The organism is Pseudomonas sp. FG47 (assembly GCF_057809115.1).
Window position 1 is genome coordinate 163,488 of sequence record NZ_JBMDJI010000006.1, and the last position, 18,479, is coordinate 181,966.

13 protein-coding genes, 1 pseudogene and 1 riboswitch are annotated in these 18,479 nt (G+C 64.9%); of the genes and pseudogenes, 5 read left to right on the forward strand and 9 right to left on the reverse strand.

Annotated features, from left to right (window positions below; genetic code table 11):
- Window positions 1-7 precede the first annotated feature (7 nt).
- The 7 genes from ACODS5_RS08030 to ACODS5_RS08060 form a co-directional block, all read right to left on the reverse strand.
- On the reverse strand, window positions 8-652 hold the full coding sequence (locus ACODS5_RS08030) for an MBL fold metallo-hydrolase (protein ID WP_489108361.1): 645 nt from the start codon (window positions 650-652) through the stop codon (window positions 8-10).
- Window positions 653-843: 191 nt separating this feature from the next.
- A complete protein-coding gene (locus ACODS5_RS08035; RefSeq protein WP_134690055.1) occupies window positions 844-1,536 on the reverse strand; it encodes a sensor histidine kinase in 693 nt (230 codons plus the stop codon).
- On the reverse strand, window positions 1,533-3,140 hold the full coding sequence (locus ACODS5_RS08040; RefSeq protein WP_134690056.1) for a tetratricopeptide repeat-containing response regulator: 1,608 nt from the start codon (window positions 3,138-3,140) through the stop codon (window positions 1,533-1,535). The genes ACODS5_RS08035 and ACODS5_RS08040 overlap by 4 nt, the downstream gene beginning before the upstream one ends.
- Before the next feature lie 150 nt (window positions 3,141-3,290).
- Window positions 3,291-6,008: a winged helix-turn-helix domain-containing protein gene (locus ACODS5_RS08045; RefSeq protein WP_134690057.1), complete on the reverse strand. Its 2,718-nt coding sequence runs from the start codon at window positions 6,006-6,008 to the stop codon at window positions 3,291-3,293.
- Between the two features lie 216 nt (window positions 6,009-6,224).
- The gene (locus ACODS5_RS08050) at window positions 6,225-7,589 is read right to left on the reverse strand and encodes a DUF1329 domain-containing protein (protein ID WP_489108362.1); all 1,365 of its coding nucleotides are present in this window, start codon (window positions 7,587-7,589) and stop codon (window positions 6,225-6,227) included.
- Between the two features lie 26 nt (window positions 7,590-7,615).
- Window positions 7,616-9,541 (reverse strand): DUF1302 domain-containing protein, encoded by a 1,926-nt coding sequence (locus ACODS5_RS08055; protein WP_134690059.1) that lies wholly within the window; start codon window positions 9,539-9,541, stop codon window positions 7,616-7,618.
- Between the two features lie 331 nt (window positions 9,542-9,872).
- Window positions 9,873-11,555 carry a fatty acid--CoA ligase gene (locus ACODS5_RS08060; protein ID WP_134690060.1) on the reverse strand — a complete coding sequence of 561 codons (1,683 nt, stop codon included), beginning with the start codon at window positions 11,553-11,555 and terminating at the stop codon, window positions 9,873-9,875.
- 190 nt (window positions 11,556-11,745) lie between these two features.
- Here ACODS5_RS08060 and ACODS5_RS08065 point away from each other — a divergent pair, with 190 nt between their 5' ends.
- The 3 genes from ACODS5_RS08065 to ACODS5_RS08075 all read left to right on the forward strand — a co-directional run bounded on the left by ACODS5_RS08065 (window position 11,746) and on the right by ACODS5_RS08075 (window position 14,589).
- Window positions 11,746-12,711, forward strand: coding sequence for a 2-hydroxyacid dehydrogenase (locus ACODS5_RS08065; protein WP_134690061.1), 966 nt, complete (start codon window positions 11,746-11,748; stop codon window positions 12,709-12,711).
- Window positions 12,712-12,755: 44 nt separating this feature from the next.
- Window positions 12,756-13,754, forward strand: a complete 999-nt coding sequence (locus tag ACODS5_RS08070; protein WP_134690062.1) for a methyltransferase — start codon at window positions 12,756-12,758, stop codon at window positions 13,752-13,754.
- A gap of 38 nt (window positions 13,755-13,792) precedes the next feature.
- Window positions 13,793-13,914, forward strand: a riboswitch (yybP-ykoY riboswitch).
- 90 nt (window positions 13,915-14,004) lie between these two features.
- Window positions 14,005-14,589: a TMEM165/GDT1 family protein gene (locus ACODS5_RS08075; RefSeq protein ID WP_177414205.1), complete on the forward strand. Its 585-nt coding sequence runs from the start codon at window positions 14,005-14,007 to the stop codon at window positions 14,587-14,589.
- A gap of 106 nt (window positions 14,590-14,695) precedes the next feature.
- Here the strand turns inward: ACODS5_RS08075 and ACODS5_RS08080 are convergent, their stop codons facing one another.
- Complete coding sequence (locus tag ACODS5_RS08080; protein ID WP_134690064.1) at window positions 14,696-15,511, reverse strand: M48 family metallopeptidase; 816 nt, start codon at window positions 15,509-15,511, stop codon at window positions 14,696-14,698.
- A gap of 1,235 nt (window positions 15,512-16,746) precedes the next feature.
- Between ACODS5_RS08080 and ACODS5_RS08085 the strand changes: the two are divergent.
- Window positions 16,747-16,950, forward strand: a pseudogene (locus ACODS5_RS08085) (HAMP domain-containing protein); the annotation flags it as partial.
- A 111-nt stretch (window positions 16,951-17,061) separates the two neighbouring features.
- A complete protein-coding gene (locus tag ACODS5_RS08090) occupies window positions 17,062-17,805 on the forward strand; it encodes a methyl-accepting chemotaxis protein (protein ID WP_372239484.1) in 744 nt (247 codons plus the stop codon).
- A gap of 38 nt (window positions 17,806-17,843) precedes the next feature.
- Here the strand turns inward: ACODS5_RS08090 and ACODS5_RS08095 are convergent, their stop codons facing one another.
- Window positions 17,844-18,464 (reverse strand): SOS response-associated peptidase, encoded by a 621-nt coding sequence (locus ACODS5_RS08095; protein ID WP_134690066.1) that lies wholly within the window; start codon window positions 18,462-18,464, stop codon window positions 17,844-17,846.
- Window positions 18,465-18,479 lie beyond the last annotated feature (15 nt).

The window sequence follows — 18,479 nt, forward strand, 5'->3', positions numbered from 1 at the left end:
TGAAACCTCAGGCACGCACGAACGGGTTCTCGCGCATTTCCTCGCCGAGCCGGGTGTCCGGACCATGGCCGGTCACCACGATGGCCTCTTCATCCAGGCGGTATAGCCGCTCCTTGATGGAACGAACGATAGCCCGCTGATCGCCACCCCACAAATCAGTACGCCCGACGCCACGGCGGAACAAGGTGTCGCCGGCGATCAGCAGCTTGTGCTCGGCGAACCAGAAACTCATCGAGCCCGGCGTATGCCCTGGCGTGTGCAGGGCCACGCCGCAGCCGCAAGCCAGCTCCTCGTCGTCGTCCAGCCAACGGTCCGGCGACGGCACCGGGGTGTAGGGCATGCCGAACATCTGGCATTGCATCTCGAGGTTGTCCCACAGCGGCTGGTCGGCCTTGTGCAGGTGCAGCGTGGCGCCGGTCAGTTCCTTGAGTTTGCCCGAGGCAAGGAAGTGATCGAAATGGGCATGGGTATGGATGATGCTCACCAGGGTCAGGCCATGGTGCTGCAGGCGGGCGAGGATCTTTTGTTCGTCACCGCCCGGGTCGACGACGATGGCCTTCTTGCTCAGCGGATCGCCGATCAGGGTGCAATTGCACTGCAAGGGGCCGACGGGGAAGGTTTCGCGGATGAGCGTGATCGAGTTTTTTTGCATGATGGCATACAGAGAGCAGTTGATCGGAAAAGGTTGGAATACCCGCCAAAGCGCCTGATTCCAGAATCAGCATCGCATAGGCTGCGTCAGGCTGACGAAGGAGCATGACTGACGCTTCAATGCAAGATTATAGGGGCTGCTTCGCCGCCCTTTCCGGCAAGTCCACAATCAACACCTTGAAAGGCTGCCCCTCACGGCAAGTACAACCGGAACAACCCGCCCCCCAACGCCCCGCCGTTGGCAATCTCGATCCGCCCACGCACGCCGTTGCGCTCGTGCAAGGCGGCAATCCGCGCCGCGAAGTACAGGCCCAGCCCGGTGCTGCCGCTCTGCGAATCGATACCCTGCACATAGTCATGCTGACGCTCGAGCATACGCTGTGGATAACCGGTGCCGTCGTCGTTGACGCTGATCACCAGTTGCTCGCCCTCTTCCTCGATGCTGATCAGCAGGGTGTGGCCGGCATAGCGGATGGCATTGGTCAGCACATTGGCCACCACCGAGGCGACCAGTTCGCGGTCGAAGAAGCCCAGCGGGCTTTGCGTCTCGATGCGCCAGGTGGCCAGGATGTCGCGGTGCTTGATCACGTCCTGCTGGGCGGCGAGCTGGGCTTCGATGAAGTCGTCCAGCTCGTGGTAGTCCGGGCAGATCGGCAACTGATTGACCCCCAGCTTGTACAGGCCCAGCAACTGCACGAGCATGCCGTTCAGGTGGCTCAGCTCATGCTCCACCACCCCCTGCTCGTTACCGCCGCGCAGTTCCTCGGGCAGGCGCGCCAGCCACTGGCTGTGGGCATGGGTCAGGGCCGAGAGGGAGTTTTTCAGGTCATGCACGGTGGAGGCGATCACCGTGGAGAAATCCAGCCCCTGGTTATCCTGGCTCATGCGCCGAACACCCGGATGTGCAGTTTGCGGTAGCGGTCGTAGCGGCTGTCGCTAGTCGGGATGCCGGCCACGCTGGTGAGGCAGTCTCGACACTCCTGCATCAATGCCGGCGGTGGTGTTTCACCACCAATGCGCAACAGGGCCTGGGCCGTGTTCAAAGCGATGCTGATGTTCTTCGGTTGCAGCGACAGCGCCTTGCGGAACATCCCCAGCGCCTCGTTGAGCTGACCGCCCTGGTAGCTGCGCACGCCCTGGCGGTTGAGGTCGACCGCCTCGGTCACGGCGCCGAGCACGACCGGGTCGTCGGTAAGCTTGGCCACGCTCTGCATGACCTTGGGGTCGTCGCCGTAGGTTTCCACGCAGCCCTTGAGGATCGAGGTACCTGCCGCGTCCTGACCCAGTTGCTGCAACTGCTTGGCCACGGTCAGCGCGGCCTCGACCGAGAAGAACTGATCCATTTTTTCCAGGCGCTGCATGGCCTGCTCGGTGAGCTTGGCCGCGGTATCCGGGTCCCCGGCCTGCTGCAGGCTGGCCGCCTTCATCAGCCGCGCGCGCACTTGCAGGCCCTGGTCCTCGACGTTTTCCTTGGCCACTTCGCTGAGCACAGTGTTGATCTCGACCCGGGTACGGGCATCGAGGCCATTGCCGGCGTTCTTGTTCATCAGCGCCTGGACCAGGCCCAGGTTGCTTTCGGCATCCTTGTAGCGCGAACTCTGCCCTTGGTTCACCGCATGACGGTAGGCCTTGGACGCGCTCTCGAAATCGGCGTTGTCCAGCGCCAGCTTGCCCAGCGCGGCCTGACGACGCACGGCCAGCGGCGAAAGGCGCACGGCCTCCTCGAGCATGTGCTGCGCGCGCTTGCCCTCGCCCTGGGCCACCAGCACTTCAGCCATGCCGTCGTACAGGTTGGGCATGATCGGGAAAGCCTTCAGCGCCTGCTCATAGACCCCTTGGGCCTGGGCATTCTGGCCGCGTTTGTGCAACAGGCTGCCCAATGCGGCGTAAACCCAGGGCTGTGGCCGGCTGGCGAGGATGTTCTGGAGGAACTTCTCCAGTTCGTCGAAGCGGTTGAGGTCGCGCAGGGCATCGGCCCGGTAGCGCAGGCACAGCGGCGCGAAACGCGGGTCCTTCTTGCACAGCTCGGCGCAAGCGCCGAGCACCTCGGCCGGGCGGCCGCGGTCCAGGGCCTGGAGAATCGGCTTGAGCAGCGTCTTGCGCTGGGTCAGCTTCTCCAGGCGCTGGGCAAGCCCGACGCGGTTGAAGGGTTTGGTCAGATAGGCGTCGGGCTCATGCTCGATGGCGCTGAGTACGATGGCCTGGCTGCTTTCGGCGGTGACCATGATGAACACGCATTCATGGCTGATCAGCTTGTCGATGATCAGGTCTTCGAGCACTTGCTGGCCGTTCTTCTTGCCATCGCCCAGATGGAAATCCTGAAGGATGAAGTCGTAGCGTTTCTGCCCGCACATGCGCAGCGCCTGTTCGCCACTGTCGGCCGTGTCGACGTCGCGCACGCCGAGTTCTCGGAGCATGGAGCGGGTCGACGTGCGGAAGTCGGTGTAGTCGTCGACGATCAGAAAGCTTTTTTGCCCGTACTGCAGCATCAACACGACCTGTACTGGAAGAAGAAGGAAAGTGGCGCGAAGCGATACATGCCGCCGAGACCTGTATCGGCAGCGGGTCGGAAAAGATGAGTGCGGCACGCCAGGGCCAGAAAGTGGCTCAAGGCCACTATTTTATCGCCGTGCGCGCCTTCAGGCCAACAGGCCAAGCGATTTGGCCCGGGCTACCGCCTGGGTACGGCGCTCGACCCCCAGCTTGCTGTTGATATGGCTGGCGTGGGTCTTGACGGTGTGCAACGAAATGAACAACTGCTCGCTGATCTGCTGGTTGGAGCAGCCTTGGGCGATCAATTCCAGCACTGCCAGCTCACGGCCGCTCAGGGCCTCGGCGATCACCGGCAGGTTGGGCGCCGACTCGGGCAGCCGCGCCAGCAAGTCGCCTTGCACGGCGCAGGGTGCGCGCGCCAGCAACTGCTCGCGCAACCACTGGGGCTGATCATCCAGCAGCCGCTGGAACGCTTGCTGGGCGCCGCCCTGGGCAGCCTCCAGGGCCTGGGTGAGCAGCTTCGCGGCCTCGGCTTCACGGCCTTGCTCGAGCAGCATTTGGATAAGCTGGCACAGGGCGCTGACCACCAGGGTCATTCCGCCGCTGGCCCGCCCCCGCTCGACCAAGGCACCAAGACGCGCCTCGGCATCGTGCGCACGCTCCAGCACCCGCTCCAACAACGCCTGCTGCAATTCGATGTGCAGCGGTAGCAGGGGGTGGAACTCGGGCGCCGCCGCGGGCTGCTCGCCGCCATAGGTCTGGCCGAGACGTGTCAGCCACGACTCGGCCAGGTCGGTGCGGCCCTGGGCCAGCCACAATTCGCATTTCACCAGGGTGATCATGGCCAGGTAGAAGATCGGCGGCACGTCCCAGATGTGCATCAGCCGCTCGGCCTCGGCCAGCTCGGCGAACGCCTCGGCGAAGCGCCCCTCGCGGCCGTCGAGCGAGGCGATCACGCAGTGCCCGATCAGCACACTGATGTCTCGGCAACTGCGCGCCTCGCTCAAGCCTGCCCGCAAGCGGGTGCGTCCCGGCCCCGACTGCAGGCGCGCAGCCAGCAGGTAGCCTTCGTACAGGGTGAGTCGGGCGCGCACGGCATACAGGCGTTGCCCGGATAGCCCCTGCAGGCGCTGCAAGCCTTGGCGCACCTCCTCCAGCGCCCGCAGGACCTCGCCGCGGGCATGCAGCACCCTGGCTCGATCATAGTGGGCCAGCGCTTCGAACAACGGATTACCGACCCGTTGGGCCAGTTCGAGGGCTTCGCGGTTCCAGCCCCGCGCGCGCCAGAAATCGCCATCGGCGATGGCCAGGTTGGACAAGGTCGACAGGCACACCAGGCGCTGCCCGTAACGCTTGCAGGGCAAGCTTTGCAGCGCCTCGGAGCAATAGGCCAAGGTGCGCGCACGATCACCGCGACCACGGGCGATCACCCCGCTCAGGGCCAGCCACTGGGCCAGCATCGATTTTTGCGCGGTGGCCGAAGGGGCCGGCAGGAAGCGGCTCAGATAGGCCGCCAGCTCCTCGGCGGCATCGAGCTGGCAGGCCAGGCCCAGCGCCCAGCTGTACAGCACGATCAGCCGTGGCGTGCTGATCAGCAGGCTGTCGGGCAGGTCCATTTTCCAACGCAGCAACATGCCGACGTTCTGTTCGGCCAGCAGTTGCTCTTCCGACAGGCTCTGTACCAGATCGGCCGCCACATCCAGATGGCCGGCGCGCAGCGCCTGCTCCACCGCCTCGTCGAGCAGGCCCTGGCCCTCGAACCAGCGACAGGCGCGCAGGTGCAGCCCGGCGAGCGGCTCGCTGGCCTGGCGACTGCGCAGCAGGTCGGAGAACAAATGGTGATAACGGAACCAGGTGCCATGCTCGTCGAGCGGCACCAGGAACACCTGGTGGGCCTGCAGGTAGCGCAGCACCTCGGCGCTGTCGTGGCGCTCGCGCAGGGCATCGCACAGCTCGGCGCAGAAGCGCTCCTGGCAGGCGGTGTCATAGAGGAATGCCTGGACCGGCGCGGGCAGGATCTCGATCACTTCTTCCAGCAAATAATCGCGGATCAGCCCCTCGCCCCCGTGCAAGGCCTGGGGCAAGGCATGGTCGTCACCCGACTCGCTGGCGGCCAGTTGCCAGAAGCGCAGGCCAGCCACCCAGCCGTCACTGCGCTGGATCAGGTTGTCGAGGGCCTGGCCGCGCAAACCGGTGGGCTGGCGGCCAATCACCGCCAGCGCTTCGTCCGGGGTCAGGCGCAGGTCCTGCTCGTTGAGCTCGACCAATTGCCGCGACAGGCGCAAGCGTGCCAGGTGCCAGTCGGGGCGTTGACGACTGGTGACCAGCAGCACCAGCCCGGGCGGCAGGTGATTGAGGAAGAATTGCAGGCAGCGGTCGAGTACCGGCCCCTGGGCCAGGTGGTAGTCGTCCAGCACCAGCAGCAACGGCGTGTCAGGTTGCAGGTAGAGCGCCAACTCGTCGAGCAGGCCGTCGAGCCATTCCTCGAAGGCGAACGGTTGATGCCGCTGGCGCATCTTCAATAGCCCCAGAGCCTGTCCACCGAGGGCCGGGCAAAACTGTTGCAGCCCTTCGAGCAGCCGTTCGAGGAAACGTCCCGGGTCGGCATCGCGCAGGCTCAGACCCAGCCACAAACTGCGCCAGTGGTTGGGTAGCGCCTGGCAGAACTCGATGGCGAGCGAGCTTTTGCCAAAGCCCGCCGGGGCGTTCACCAGCAACAGGCGCCCCGCCAAGCCGCTGTGCAAGCGCTGGCACAGGCGTGCGCGGGGCACATGCGCCTCTGGCAGGGGCGGGCGGAAAAAACGCCCGTCCAAAAGGCCCAAGGCCTGGCTGGCGACTCCATGCGTACGGGACAAGTCTGTCATGGCCGGCTCGTTCTGATTGGAGTAATGCGGCGGGTACGGATGGTTGCGAGACTAGCGGCAAACGCCGCGCATTTGAAGATGATGCAGGCCCTTTGGCCCAAAAAGACTACAACAAAACGAAACAACACCAAGGATGCGGGCCGAGGGCGCGGGAACAGAAACGCCCCGGCAAGCCGGGGCGTTCTGGGGGATCACACGGAGTGAACAGCGATCAGTTCAACGCACACCTGCCTGGCGCAGGGCCGCTGGCTGGAAGTCGGCCTTGCTGGCACTGAAGCCGAAGTTGTACGCGCTCTTTTCTTCGTTCTTCATGCCCAGTGCCAGGTAACGGCCCGATTGCAGGTCGTAGATGGCTTCCAGGGTGTACCACGGTACCTGCACGTTGTAGTACGGCTGGGCGTGGGCTTCCGATACGCGCCACAGCTGGTTGCGACCATCGTACTGGTCGATCACCGCAGCCTGCCAGGTGTCCTCGTCGATGTAGAAGTCACGCTTGGCATAGATGTGCCGCTGGCCTGGCTTCAGGGTCGCGACCACATGCCACACGCGGCGCAGCTCGTAACGCGCCAGGTCCTGGTTGATGTGCCCGGCCTTGATGATGTCGGCGTACTTGAGCTTCGGATCATCCAGCTTGTAGGCGTTGGAGGCAATGTACATCTCCTTCTTGCCTTCGAGCTTCCAGTCGTAGCGGTCCGGTGCGCCGTTGTACATATCCAGGTTGTCGGAGGTACGCAGGCCGTCGGCAGCGGTACCCGGGCCGTCATAGGACACCTGCGGCGCCTGGCGTACACGACGCTGGCCGGCGTTGTAGATCCACGCCTTGCGCGGCTCCTTGACCTGGTCGAGGGTCTCGTGGACCAGCAGTACGGTACCGGCCAGGCGCGCCGGCGCGGTCACTTCCTGCTTGAAGTAGAACAGGATGTTGCCGGGGTTGGCCGGGTCGTAGTCCTTCATCTTGTCGCGGAAGACGAACTGGTCCTGGAAGTACACCAGGCTATAGGAGCCGTTCTGCTGCGGAGTGGCCTGGGTGACCAGGCGGGTCACGCTGCCGCCACGGTAGCGGGTGATGTGGTTCCAGATCACTTCCAGGCCGTCCTTGGGAATCGGGAACGGAATGGCGGTGCGGAAGTTCTCCAGGCCGTTGCCACCGGCGACCAGGGTGGTCTTGGTGGCGTTTTCCTTGACCGCCGCGAACACGTCGTCCGGCACGGTGGCACCGCGGTGGGTCTTGTACACGGGGAGCTTGTAGCTGTCCGGGTAGCGCTTGAGCATGGCTAGCTGGCCAGGCGAGAGCTTGTCCTTGTACTGCTCGGCGTTCTGCGCGGTGATGGTGAACAGCGGCTTTTCACTGCCATAAGGGTCGGACAGGAAGCCCTTGCTGTCGGCACTGCCGGCGCTCTTGGACAGCGGCTCCCACGGGCCGATGGAGCCATCGGCGTTACCGGCCTTCTCCGCGCCCATCGGCGTGAGCGACGCGCCCAGCTTGGCCGCCTCGTCGGCGGAAACCGCAGCCATGACGCTGGTCGCCAGCAGGGACATGCCCAATACCCCGGCTTGCAGCAGACGTGTGGTCATTTTCATTCTGTTGTCGTCCTGGATCAGAGTTCTTAGAAGTTCACGCCGAAGCTGAGGGCGACGAAGTCGCGATCATCCACGGTGGTGTACTTGCCATCGAAGAAGTTGGTGTACGACAGGCTCGCCGTGTAGGTGTTCTGGTACTCGGCGTCCAGCCCCAGGCTGACCGCCTTGCGCCCTTCCTCGAAGTTGCCGCCAGGGCCCGGCGAGTAGCCATCGACGTCATGGGACCAGGCCACGCTTGGGCGCAGGTTCACGCCGGCGAAGACGTTGTTGTAGTCCCAGATGGCGCGTACGCGATAACCCCAGGAGTCGGAGGTGGTGAAACCGTCGTTTTCGCAGTAGCGCGAAAGGTTGTTCTGCGGGGCGCCGGCCAGCGTGGTGGCGTTGAGGCTCTGGCAACGACCGCCAGGCAGCGGGCCAGGCCCGTAGACCGGGTCACGGCCGTAACGCATCTTGGAGGTGCTTTCCAGCCCGCCGACGTGGGTCCAGCCGACCTCGCCGACCATGGTCAGACGCTCGGCGCCCATGACCTGGTCGAAGAAGTGGGTGAACGTGGTTTGCAACTGGGTGATTTCCTTGCGCCGGTAGCCAGGCTGGTCGGTGTCCGGGATGCCCTTGAGCACCGAGGCGTTGGGGTCGAGCGGGGTCAGGCCCGAATACAGGATATCGGTGGTGTTCAGCTGCACCGGTGCGTTCGGCCGATAGCTGATTTCGCCGCTCCAGGCCGTGCCGGTGGGCAGGGTGGTGGAGAAGCTCAGGCCATACAGGCGAATGTCCTCCGGGTACTCGACGTAGTAGCTGGAGTTACCGGCCACATACAGGGGCATGAGCTGCTGCAGCAGGGCCGGGTTGGTGGCGGCGCCGGCCGGCACCCCGGCACGGACCAGCGCGCCAGCCAGGTTGGCTGGGTTGTAGAAGCGGGCTGCGGCGCCACGGCCACTGAAGATCGGCGCGCGGCTGTGGTAGTTCATGAAGTAACCGCCGAACTCGGTGTTCAGGGGTTCGTACATGTAGCGCAGCGCCAAGCCGAACTGGCCACTGTCGCGGGCATCACGGTCCGGGCCACGACGCACGATCACGCCTTCGTCCGGCGAGCCCCAGCTGACGCCCTGCCCCTGCAAGGCACGCATGGTCGGCCCCGCCAGGGCTCCCAGGCGTCCGGCCACGGCAGACTGCTTGGCCAGCACTGCCAGGTTGTTGTCGCAACCATCGGCGATCACGTCTGGCTGCGAGAAGAAGGTGCCGCAGTTGTCGACGACGGTCTGGTCCCACTCGACCTGGTAGAAACCTTCGGCGGTCAGGTTGTCGGTCAGGCTTTGCGACAGGTAGAACATGTTGACCGGGATCAGGCCTTCCTTGATCTCCGCGCCCGGACGACGGAATGCCGAGACATCGATGGGGTTGATGGAGTTGATGCCGCCACCGATGAAGGTACTTTCGCCCCAGCTCACCACCTGCTTGCCGAAGCGCACGGTGCCTGGCAGATCGGCGATGGAGTAGTTGTGATAGACAAAGGCGTCGAGGATCTGGGCGCCCGAGGACTTCGCGCCCTCCTTGCGGTTGGAGTCACTGATGTCCTTGAACTCGCGACCTTCGTCCTTGAGTTCGAAGTCATACCAGTACTTGCCGCGGACGAACACGCCGGTGTCGCCGTACTTGAGCTCGAGGTCGTGGATACCCTTGAAGATCTTCGAGAAGGTCTCGCCCTTCTTGAAGTTCAGGTGGCCGTCGTCGGAGGTCTGCGACAGCCCCCTGCCGCCGTTGTTGGCCCCGATGAGGTTCTTGTTGGGGTTGGCCGTCGACCAGCTGGCGCCGATGGAGAGCGACGAGTCGAACTGGCCTTCGATTTCACCGATGTTGAAGCTGACCGCGAAAGCTGGACTTGCGAGCGTGGAAGCGAGGCTGACGGCCAGGGGCAGACGTGCCCGGCGCCAGAACGGGTTTGCAGATGTCATCGACGCTACTCCATGTACTTTTTTGTTATGGCAGTGAGTCCTTTCAGAAACGGCTTGAGCGCCTGGTTGAAGCAGGCTCCTGCCCAAGGCACCACGCACAGGATGCGCGGTACCCTCCCCCATTCCTGAAAATCCCCTGACCCGACTATAGCCAGCGGTCACAGGTGCTTGATCCCTCTAAAGTGTGATTTGCGCGCCTGGGTGAAGCCCCACCCCGATTGGCCGCCCTGCGTGCTGGCAGTGCTCAAGCATGGCTCAATTTCATCGTTTGACAAGGCGCGATCCCTCTAGCCTGCGGGTCGTACTCGCGGTAGCACGACCCGCGCAGCGGTTACAGGGTAGAGAGGAAGGCGCTGTTACTGGCTTGCCACTGGCTGATATCCAGGCGAATGCGCTTCTTGTCGAGCTTGCCGACGCTGGTCTTGGGAATTTCAGTAACAAGGGCGATCTGGCTGGGAATCGCCCACTTGTTGATATGACCCTGTTCGACAAAAGGCTTGAGGTGTTCCTTGAGCGCCCGGGCATCGATGTTCATGCCGTCACGCGCCACCAGCAGGGCAAAGGGCCGCTCGCCCCATTGCGGGTCGGGCACGCCGACCACCGCCACTTCGCGCACCGCCGGGTGGCGGCTGATCAGGTCCTCGAGGTCGAGTGAGGAAATCCACTCACCGCCCGTCTTGATCACGTCCTTGATGCGATCGCGAATGTCGATGTAGCCCATGCCGTCGAGGGTGGCGACGTCACCGGTGTGCAACCAGCCGCCCTGCCAGAGTTCCTCGCCCTTCTCCGGCTCGCGGAAGTAGCCCATGGTCAGCCAGGGCGCACGCAGCACCAGTTCGCCTTGGGTTTCGCCATCGGCGGGGAGGAAATTGCCATTGCCGTCGACGATGGCAGCCTCGACCAGTGGCACCGGCACGCCGGCCTTGATCCGGTAGCTGGTGCGTTCATCCTCGCTGCCCGCCTGTAGCTCGTCGTTCAAGTGCGCGGCACTGATCAGCGGGCAGGTTTCCGACATGCCGTAGGCGGCGGTGAGCTGGATGCCCCGGGCCAGCGCTGCCTGGTACAAGGCGCGGTTGAGCGCGCTGCCACCGATGATGATCTTCCAGCCACCGAAATCCTGGCCGGCCGCCGACGGGCAATTGAGCAGCATCTGCAGGATGGTCGGCACGCAGTGGGAGAAGGTGACCTTTTCCTCGCGCCACAGCTTGATCAGCATGTCCGGCTCGTAGCGCCCAGGGTAGACCTGCTTGATCCCCATCATGGTCGCCGCGTAGGGGATGCCCCAGGCGTGCACGTGGAACATCGGCGTGATCGGCATGTAGACGTCGTTGCTGCTCAGCAGCCTCACGCTGTCCAAACTGCCCAGTACCGATGTTTCGGCCAGGGTGTGCAGCACCAGTTGGCGATGGGTGAAGTAAACCCCCTTGGGATTTCCGGTGGTGCCGGTGGTGTAGAAGGTGGTAGCCACCGAATTTTCATCGAAGTCGGGGAAATCGTAGCGCGGGCTGGCGGCGGCCAGCAGCTGCTCGTACTCGCCCACCAGGTTCGGCAGGTCGGCGGATTTGTCCGGGCCGTCGGTCAGCAGCAGGGTCTTGTCGACCGTGGTCAACTGGCCGGCGATCGCTTGGTAGAGCCCGATGAAATCACTGTTGACCAGCACGAAGCGGTCTTCGGCGTGGTTCATGGTGTAGAGAATCTGTTCGGGCGACAGGCGCACGTTGATGGTGTGCACCACGGCGCCGATCATCGGAATGGCGAACATGCACTCCAGGTAGCGGTGGCTGTCCCAGTCCATCACCGCCACGGTGTCTCCCGCCTTGACGCCGGCTTCGGTCAGCACGTTGGCCAAGCGGGCGATACGCTCGCTCAACTGCGGATAGGTCAGGCGGATCTGGTCGCGGTAGACGATCTCGCGGGTCTTCTCGTAGCGGCTGCCGGACATCAACAGGCGCTTGATCAGCAGCGGGTACTGGTAGGCGCCCTCGGCGGGCTTGATGATGCGCGTCTGCAACATGGGTATCCCTTTTCTTCAAAGCGGGCAGGACAGTTCAGAGATCAACTGTAGTTCGGTGACGCACCGGTCAAATCAGCCGAAGGAATGATTTGTGCCGTGCAGGTATGAGCGCAGGCGCTACCGTTGACGAGCGGCGGCGCCGGGCCGGACACTGCGCCGACCCCATCCTGCCCTGCCACCGGAGCCCCTGATGTCCAGCCCACGTCGCGCCGTGTTTCTCGATCACCAGTCACTGGACCTGGGTGACCTCGACCTTTCGCCCTTGCATGCCCAGTTCGACACGTTGCAACTGCATGCCACGACCCGCCCGGAGCAGGTCGCCGAACGCCTGCAAGGTGCCGTGGCCGTCATCAGCAACAAAGTGATGCTCGATGCCGCCACGCTGGCCGCCAACCCGCAACTCAAGCTGATCCTGGTGGCCGCCACCGGCACCAACAATGTCGACCTGGCCGCCGCCCGAGCCCAGGGCATCACCGTGAGCAACTGCCAGGGCTACGGCACGCCATCGGTGGCCCAGCACACCCTGGCCCTGCTGCTGGCCCTGGCCACGCGCCTGTGCGACTACGACCAGGCGGTGAAGGCCGGGCAATGGGCCAAGGCCAGCCAGTTCTGTCTGCTGGATTTCCCTATTGTCGAATTGGAGGGCAAGACCCTCGGCCTGCTCGGCCATGGCGAACTGGGCGGCGCGGTGGCGCGCCTGGCCGAGGCCTTCGGCATGCGCGTGCTGAGCGGGCAGATCCCCGGCCGGCCACCCCGGGCCGATCGCCTGCCACTGCACGAATTGCTGCCACAGGTCGATGCCCTGACCCTGCACTGCCCGCTAAACGAGCAGACCCGGCACATGATCGGTGCCCGCGAGCTGGCGCTGCTCAAGCCCGGCGCGCTGGTGGTCAACACCGCCCGCGGCGGGTTGATCGACGAACAGGCCCTGGCCGACACCCTGCGCAGCGGCCACCTGGGGGGCGCCGCCAGCGATGTGCTAAGCGTCGAACCGCCGGTCAACGGCAACCCGCTGCTGGCGGCGGATATCCCCCGCCTGATCATCACCCCGCACAGTGCCTGGGGCGCGGTGGAGTCGCGCCAGCGCATCGTCGGCCAGCTGGCCGAGAACGCCCAGGCCTACTTCGCCGGGCATCCGCGGCGCGTGGTCGGCTGACCCGCCTCTGGTACACTGCGCCACTTTTTCAGGAGGCGTCGTCCATGGACCCGCGCAGTGAAGTGTTGCTCCGCCAGGCAGAGCTGTTCCAAGGCCCGCTGCTGGTCGCCGGCGCCCAGGCCGATGGCCTGCTCGGCCAGTTGCCAGGGGCCCACGGCTGGACCTGGCATGCCGGCGACCAGGCCGTGCTCGAGAGCCGCTTCGCCGGGCGCAGCCACTACGGTGTCGAAGTGCCCGAGGTAGCCTTCGACGCCGCCGTGCTGTTCCTGCCCAAGTCACGCGAGCTGGCGGCCTACCTGCTCAACGCCCTGGCCTCGCGCCTTGCCGGGCGCACGCTGTACCTGGTGGGGGAGAAACGCGGTGGCGTCGAGGGCGCGGCCAAGCAATTGCAGGCCTTCGGCCGGCCGCGCAAGCTCGACAGCGCCCGCCACTGCCAACTATGGCAGGTGACCGTGGACAACGCGCCCGAAGCCAAGCCTCTGGAAAGCCTGGCCGAACGCTTCGAACTGCCGCTCGAAGATGGCCCTCTGCAGGTGATCAGCCTGCCCGGCGTGTTCAGCCACGGGCGCCTGGACAAGGGCACCGCCCTGCTCCTGGAGCACCTCGACGGCCTGCCGAGCGGCCATGTCCTGGACTTCGGCTGTGGTGCCGGGGTGCTCGGGGCCACGATCAAGCGTCGCTATCCGCAAAGCCAGGTCACCTTGCTCGATGTCGACGCCTTCGCGGTCGCGGCCAGTCGCCTGACCCTGGCCGCCAATGGTCTGGAAGGCGAGGTGATCAGCGGTGACGGGATCGATGCGGCCCCCAGCGACCTGGATGTAATCCTGAGCAATCCGCCGTTCCATACCGGTGTACATACCGACTATCACGCCTCGGAAAACCTGCTGAAAAAATCCAGGGAACATCTGCGAAAAGGCGGTGAAATCCGCTTGGTAGCCAACAGCTTCCTTCGTTACCAGCCGCTCATCGAAGGCGCCCTGGGCAACTGTGAGATCCGTGCCGAAGCACAAGGTTTTCGCATCTACCGCGCAACACATGGATAAAAACAGGGCTTGCCGAAAGCGATTCGCCTAGGCAGAATCCGCTCCGTCCTAGGGGAGTAGTCTCCCGCGAGCACCCTGCTCGCCCGGCACGCGTCAACACACTTGGCCCACAGGCCATGGCGCGTGCGACCCACGATCTGCGCAGACAGGTCCAGGGTTTGACAAGACCTATGACACGCACACCTTACCCGGGGCGGGGAGGTCGTACGTGTCATAGCCGTGTCGACCCGCCCCCGTAGGAATCCTGATGCTGGAATCATTGCTCGTCCCTACCGCGATCGTCGCGCTTGCCGAAATCGGCGACAAGACGCAATTGCTCGCGCTCATCCTTGCCGCTCGCTTTCGCAAGCCCTGGCCGATCATTGCCGGGATCGTCGCCGCGACGTTGGCCAACCATGCCGCCGCTGGCGCGGTCGGCGCCTGGGTCAGCAGCTTCTTCACCGAGTCGGTACTGCACTGGATCCTCGCCGCGAGCTTCACCGCCACCGCGCTGTGGACCCTGGTGCCAGACAAGATGGACGATGACGAAACCAGCAACGCGCGCCGCTTCGGGCCGTTCGTGACCACGCTGATCGCGTTCTTCCTGGCGGAGATCGGTGACAAGACCCAGGTGGCCACGGTGATGCTGGCGGCGCAGTACCCGCACCTGATCATGGTGATCATCGGCACGACGCTGGGCATGCTGATCGCCAACGTGCCGGTGGTGCTGGCTGGCAACTTCGCGGCGGAAAAACTGCCGCTGACGCTGATCCGTCGCCTGGCGGCGACCGCGTTCTTCGTGCTGGCCGTGGTCGCGGTGTATTCGGCGATGAAGACCAGTGGCTGGATAGGCTGAAGACCCTGTAGGAGCCAGCCTTGCTGGCGAACCAGACAGCGCGGTGCCTAGCACCGGCTTTGCCGGTGTTCGCCGGCAAGCCGGCTCCTACAGGGGGCCCGGTGAATTACTTCTTGGCGGCTTGATACAGCGGCATCACCTTAGGAATCGCCGCCTGCAACGAGGCGATACGGCTGCTCGAGGCCGGGTGGGTGCTCATGAACTCGGGCGGCGCGCCTTCGGACGCCTTGCTCATCTTGTTCCACAGGGTAATCGCGGCGTTCGGGTCATAGCCGGCGCGAGCCGACAGCTCCAGGCCGATCAGGTCGGCCTCGTTCTCGTTGGCGCGGCTGTTGGGCAGGGTCATGGCGTAGTTCACCACGGTGTCGGCCATGGCCATGCTGTCCTGGCCCAGGCCGAAGATGGCACCAGCGCCCTGACGGGCCATTTGCACGCCGTAGGCCTTGGACATGGCTTCACGGCTGTGCTCGCGCAGGGCGTGGGCGATCTCGTGGCCGACCACGGCGGCGATCTCGGCGTCGGTCAGTTGCAACTGATCGATCAGGCCGGTGTAGACGATGATCTTGCCACCCGGGCCGCAGTTGGCGTTGAGCTCATCGCTCTTGATCACATTGACCTCCCAGTTCCACTGCGCGGCATCCGGCCGGAACTGTGGCGCCTGGGCGATCAGGCGCTTGGCGATGGCCTGCACGCGCTTGGCGTCGTTGCTGCTCTTGTCCAGCACGCCCTTGCTCGACGCTTCGCCGAGGGTCTGCTGGTACGACTGGGCGTACATCTGGTTGACCTCGTCGGTCGACAGCATGCTGAACATGTACTGCTGGCGCTGAACGCCCACGGCACCACCACTGGTGGTATTGACCGCCTGGCAGCCGCCCAGCAGGACACCGGCAGTCAGCAGGCTGACAACGAATGACTTACGCATGAAAACACTCCCTTTTTACGTGCCGCGTATCCTAGGCCCAGTCGCCCGCCCCTGCCAGAGCCACAGGGAAGATTTCTCGCCGTCGCCTCATGCTTTGGTATTAGCCCGCCGATAACCCTGGATAACGACCTCCTTGCGCGCGGAGCTTTGCCATGAAGTTCAAGTCGATCCAGTTTTCCGTGGCCGCCCTGGCCGGTGCCATCGTGCTGAGCATTGTCGCGGCACTGGTGCTGTACGCGGTGTATGCCGGGCAACGAACCCAGGCACTGGTGCAACAACGTACCCAGCAGCAGTTCGAGAACGTCATCGAGCAGCGCCTGGCGGCTCTGGCCCGCACCCAGGTCAGCGAGATCCAGCGCGGCCTGGAAGCGCCGCTGGCGATCGCCCGCGGCCTGGCCACCGGCAACGCGATGATCGGCATGCAGGGGGGCGATGGCCAGCCACTGATGCGCGTCGACCGCGAACACCTGATCAACCAGCTCAAGCGCACCGTGCAGGCCAATCCGAGCGTGCTCGGCGCCTACCTGGGCTGGGAACCGAACGCCCTCGACCACGCCGATGCGCGCTACGTCGGCAGCAACCTGGTGGGCATCGACAGCGCCAGCGGGCGCTTCCTGCCCTGGTGGTTCCGCAACGCCGACGGCAGCCTCGGCCAGGACAAGCTGGCCGATGTCGACGACCGCACGGTGCTGGCCACCGGCGTGCGCGCCAGTGAGTACTACCTGTGCCCGAAAGAGTCGAAAAAAGCCTGCGTGATCGACCCCGCTCCCTACAAGGTGGGCGACAAGATGGTCATGCTCGCCTCGTTCGTCGAACCGATCATGATCGACGGCCAATTCCAGGGCATGGCCGGCGCCGACCTGTCGGTGAACTTCATCCAGGACCTGCTCAACACCGCAGATCGCCAGCTGTACGACGGCGCCGGCGAGCTGGCCCTGGTCTCGAGCAACGGTCGCCTGGTGGCCTACACCCGCGACCCGGCCAAGTTCGGCGAGAAGGCCAGCGACGTGCTGGACAGCGAGGAAGCCGCCACCCTCAACACCCTGAGCGGCGAGCAACTGCACTACGAAGTGGACGCCAGCAAGGACCGCATCGAACTGTACCTGCCCTTCAAGGTCGCCAGCACCGATGCGCGCTGGACCCTGTTGCTGGAGCTGCCGCTGAGCACGGTCATGGCCGACGTCAATCAGTTGCAGCAGGATCTGGCTGACCAACGCCGCACCGATATCACCGGCATGACCCTGGTCGGCCTGGCCATCGCCGCCGTCGGCCTGCTGGTAATCTGGCTGCTGGCCCTGGGCATCGCCCGCCCGCTCAAGCAGATGGTCGCCATGCTCGACGACATCGCCCAGGGCGAGGGCGACCTGACCCGCCGCCTGCAAAGCGACCGCGCCGACGAACTGGGCGCCATCGCCAGCGGCTTCAACACCTTCCTGGCCAAGCTGCAGGCGATGATCAGCCAGGTGGTCAGCTCGGTGCAGAAAGTCAGCGACTCGTCCGAGCATACCGCCGACATCGCCATCCGCACCAACCAGGGCGTGCACAAGCAAATGGCCGAGATCGACCAGGTGGCCACCGCCGTGCATGAGATGACCGCCACGGCCCAGGATGTGGCGCGCAACGCCACCCAGGCGGCCCAGGCCGCCAGCGAGGCCGACCGCGCGGCCAACCAGGGCCTGGACATCGTCCGCGATACCTCCAGCGCCATCAGTGCCCTGGCCAGCGAGATCGGCCGGGCGGTGACCGTGGTCCAGGACCTGGCCCGCGACAGCGAGAACATCAACGCCATCCTGGTGGCCATCCGCGCCATTGCCGAGCAGACCAACCTGCTGGCGCTCAACGCCGCCATCGAAGCAGCCCGCGCCGGAGAACAGGGCCGCGGCTTCGCCGTGGTCGCCGATGAGGTACGCAACCTGGCGCAGAAGACCCAGCAGGCCACCGAAGAAATCCAGCAGATGATCCAGCAGTTGCAGCAAGGCACCCGCGAAGTGGTCAAGGTGATGGAGGATAGCCAGGGCAAGACCGACGACAGCGTGCTGCAGGCCAGCCGCGCCGCCGAGGCGCTGGAGAGCATCACCCAGGCGGTGTCGGTGATCAACGACATGAACACCCAGATCGCCAGCGCCGCCGAAGAGCAGAGCGCCGTGGCCGAGGACATCAACCGCAATGTGATCAACATCGGCCAGGTGGCCGGCGAGGTCGCCGGCGGCGCCGACGAGTCGAGCCAGGCCAGCGCCGAGCTGACCAAGCTGGCGGAGCAGCAGCGGCGCTTGATCAATCAGTTCAGGGTGTAGACCTGCACACGCGCCCCTACAGGGGTAGCGTCCGTCGTCTAGGCAGGCGTCAGGCACTCCGGCCCATTGAGCTGCGGGTCGTTGACGAAATACGCCAGCGCCCGCTCGCGCAAGGCCGACGGCGGCTTGGCCAACAACTCGTGCAATCTCGCCATCGGTGTTTCAGGATCCAGCCACAGCGCCTGCTCGGCCTCGTCCAGGATCAGCGGCCGACGCTGGTTCATCGCCGCCTGGGTCACCACCGCGCAGCTCAGCCAGGCCTGCTCCTGCACCGGATAGACTTCCCACAATGCCGCGAAGAACAGCGACGCGCCCTCCCCCGGCGTCACCCAGTACGGGCGCTTGCGCGCCGTGCCCCGCCATTCGTAAAAACCATTGGCTGGCATCAGGCAGCGCCGCTGGCGCAGAGGCTCGCGGAACATAGGTTGTTCGGCGACGGTTTCGGCGCGGGCCTGGGCGGGGGTGCGGGACAGGTCGGTCAACCACGCTGGGGTCAACCCCCAGCGGGCGCTGGCCAGCTGCAACTGGCCGTCGAGCTGGCGCTGGATCAGCACCGAGGCACCGGGCGAGATGTTCCATTGGGCCTGCTGGCCCACCGGGAAACCGGGCAGCCCGGCAAAGGCCTGGGACCAGCGAAACAGGGCGTAGCGTCCACACATGGGCGAATTCAAAAC

Excerpts from the sequence above, each read along its gene's own strand:
- ACODS5_RS08030 (WP_489108361.1), bottom strand. The coding sequence starts at position 652 with ATGCAAAAAAACTCGATCACGCTCATCCGCGAAACCTTCCCCGTCGGC.
- ACODS5_RS08035 (WP_134690055.1), bottom strand. The coding sequence starts at position 1,536 with ATGAGCCAGGATAACCAGGGGCTGGATTTCTCCACGGTGATCGCCTCC.
- ACODS5_RS08040 (WP_134690056.1), bottom strand. The coding sequence starts at position 3,140 with ATGCTGCAGTACGGGCAAAAAAGCTTTCTGATCGTCGACGACTACACC.
- ACODS5_RS08045 (WP_134690057.1), bottom strand. The coding sequence starts at position 6,008 with ATGACAGACTTGTCCCGTACGCATGGAGTCGCCAGCCAGGCCTTGGGC.
- ACODS5_RS08050 (WP_489108362.1), bottom strand. The coding sequence starts at position 7,589 with ATGAAAATGACCACACGTCTGCTGCAAGCCGGGGTATTGGGCATGTCC.
- ACODS5_RS08055 (WP_134690059.1), bottom strand. The coding sequence starts at position 9,541 with ATGACATCTGCAAACCCGTTCTGGCGCCGGGCACGTCTGCCCCTGGCC.
- ACODS5_RS08060 (WP_134690060.1), bottom strand. The coding sequence starts at position 11,555 with ATGTTGCAGACGCGCATCATCAAGCCCGCCGAGGGCGCCTACCAGTAC.
- ACODS5_RS08065 (WP_134690061.1), top strand. The coding sequence starts at position 11,746 with ATGTCCAGCCCACGTCGCGCCGTGTTTCTCGATCACCAGTCACTGGAC.
- ACODS5_RS08070 (WP_134690062.1), top strand. The coding sequence starts at position 12,756 with ATGGACCCGCGCAGTGAAGTGTTGCTCCGCCAGGCAGAGCTGTTCCAA.
- ACODS5_RS08080 (WP_134690064.1), bottom strand. The coding sequence starts at position 15,511 with ATGCGTAAGTCATTCGTTGTCAGCCTGCTGACTGCCGGTGTCCTGCTG.
- ACODS5_RS08090 (WP_372239484.1), top strand. The coding sequence starts at position 17,062 with ATGGCCGAGATCGACCAGGTGGCCACCGCCGTGCATGAGATGACCGCC.
- ACODS5_RS08095 (WP_134690066.1), bottom strand. The coding sequence starts at position 18,464 with ATGTGTGGACGCTACGCCCTGTTTCGCTGGTCCCAGGCCTTTGCCGGG.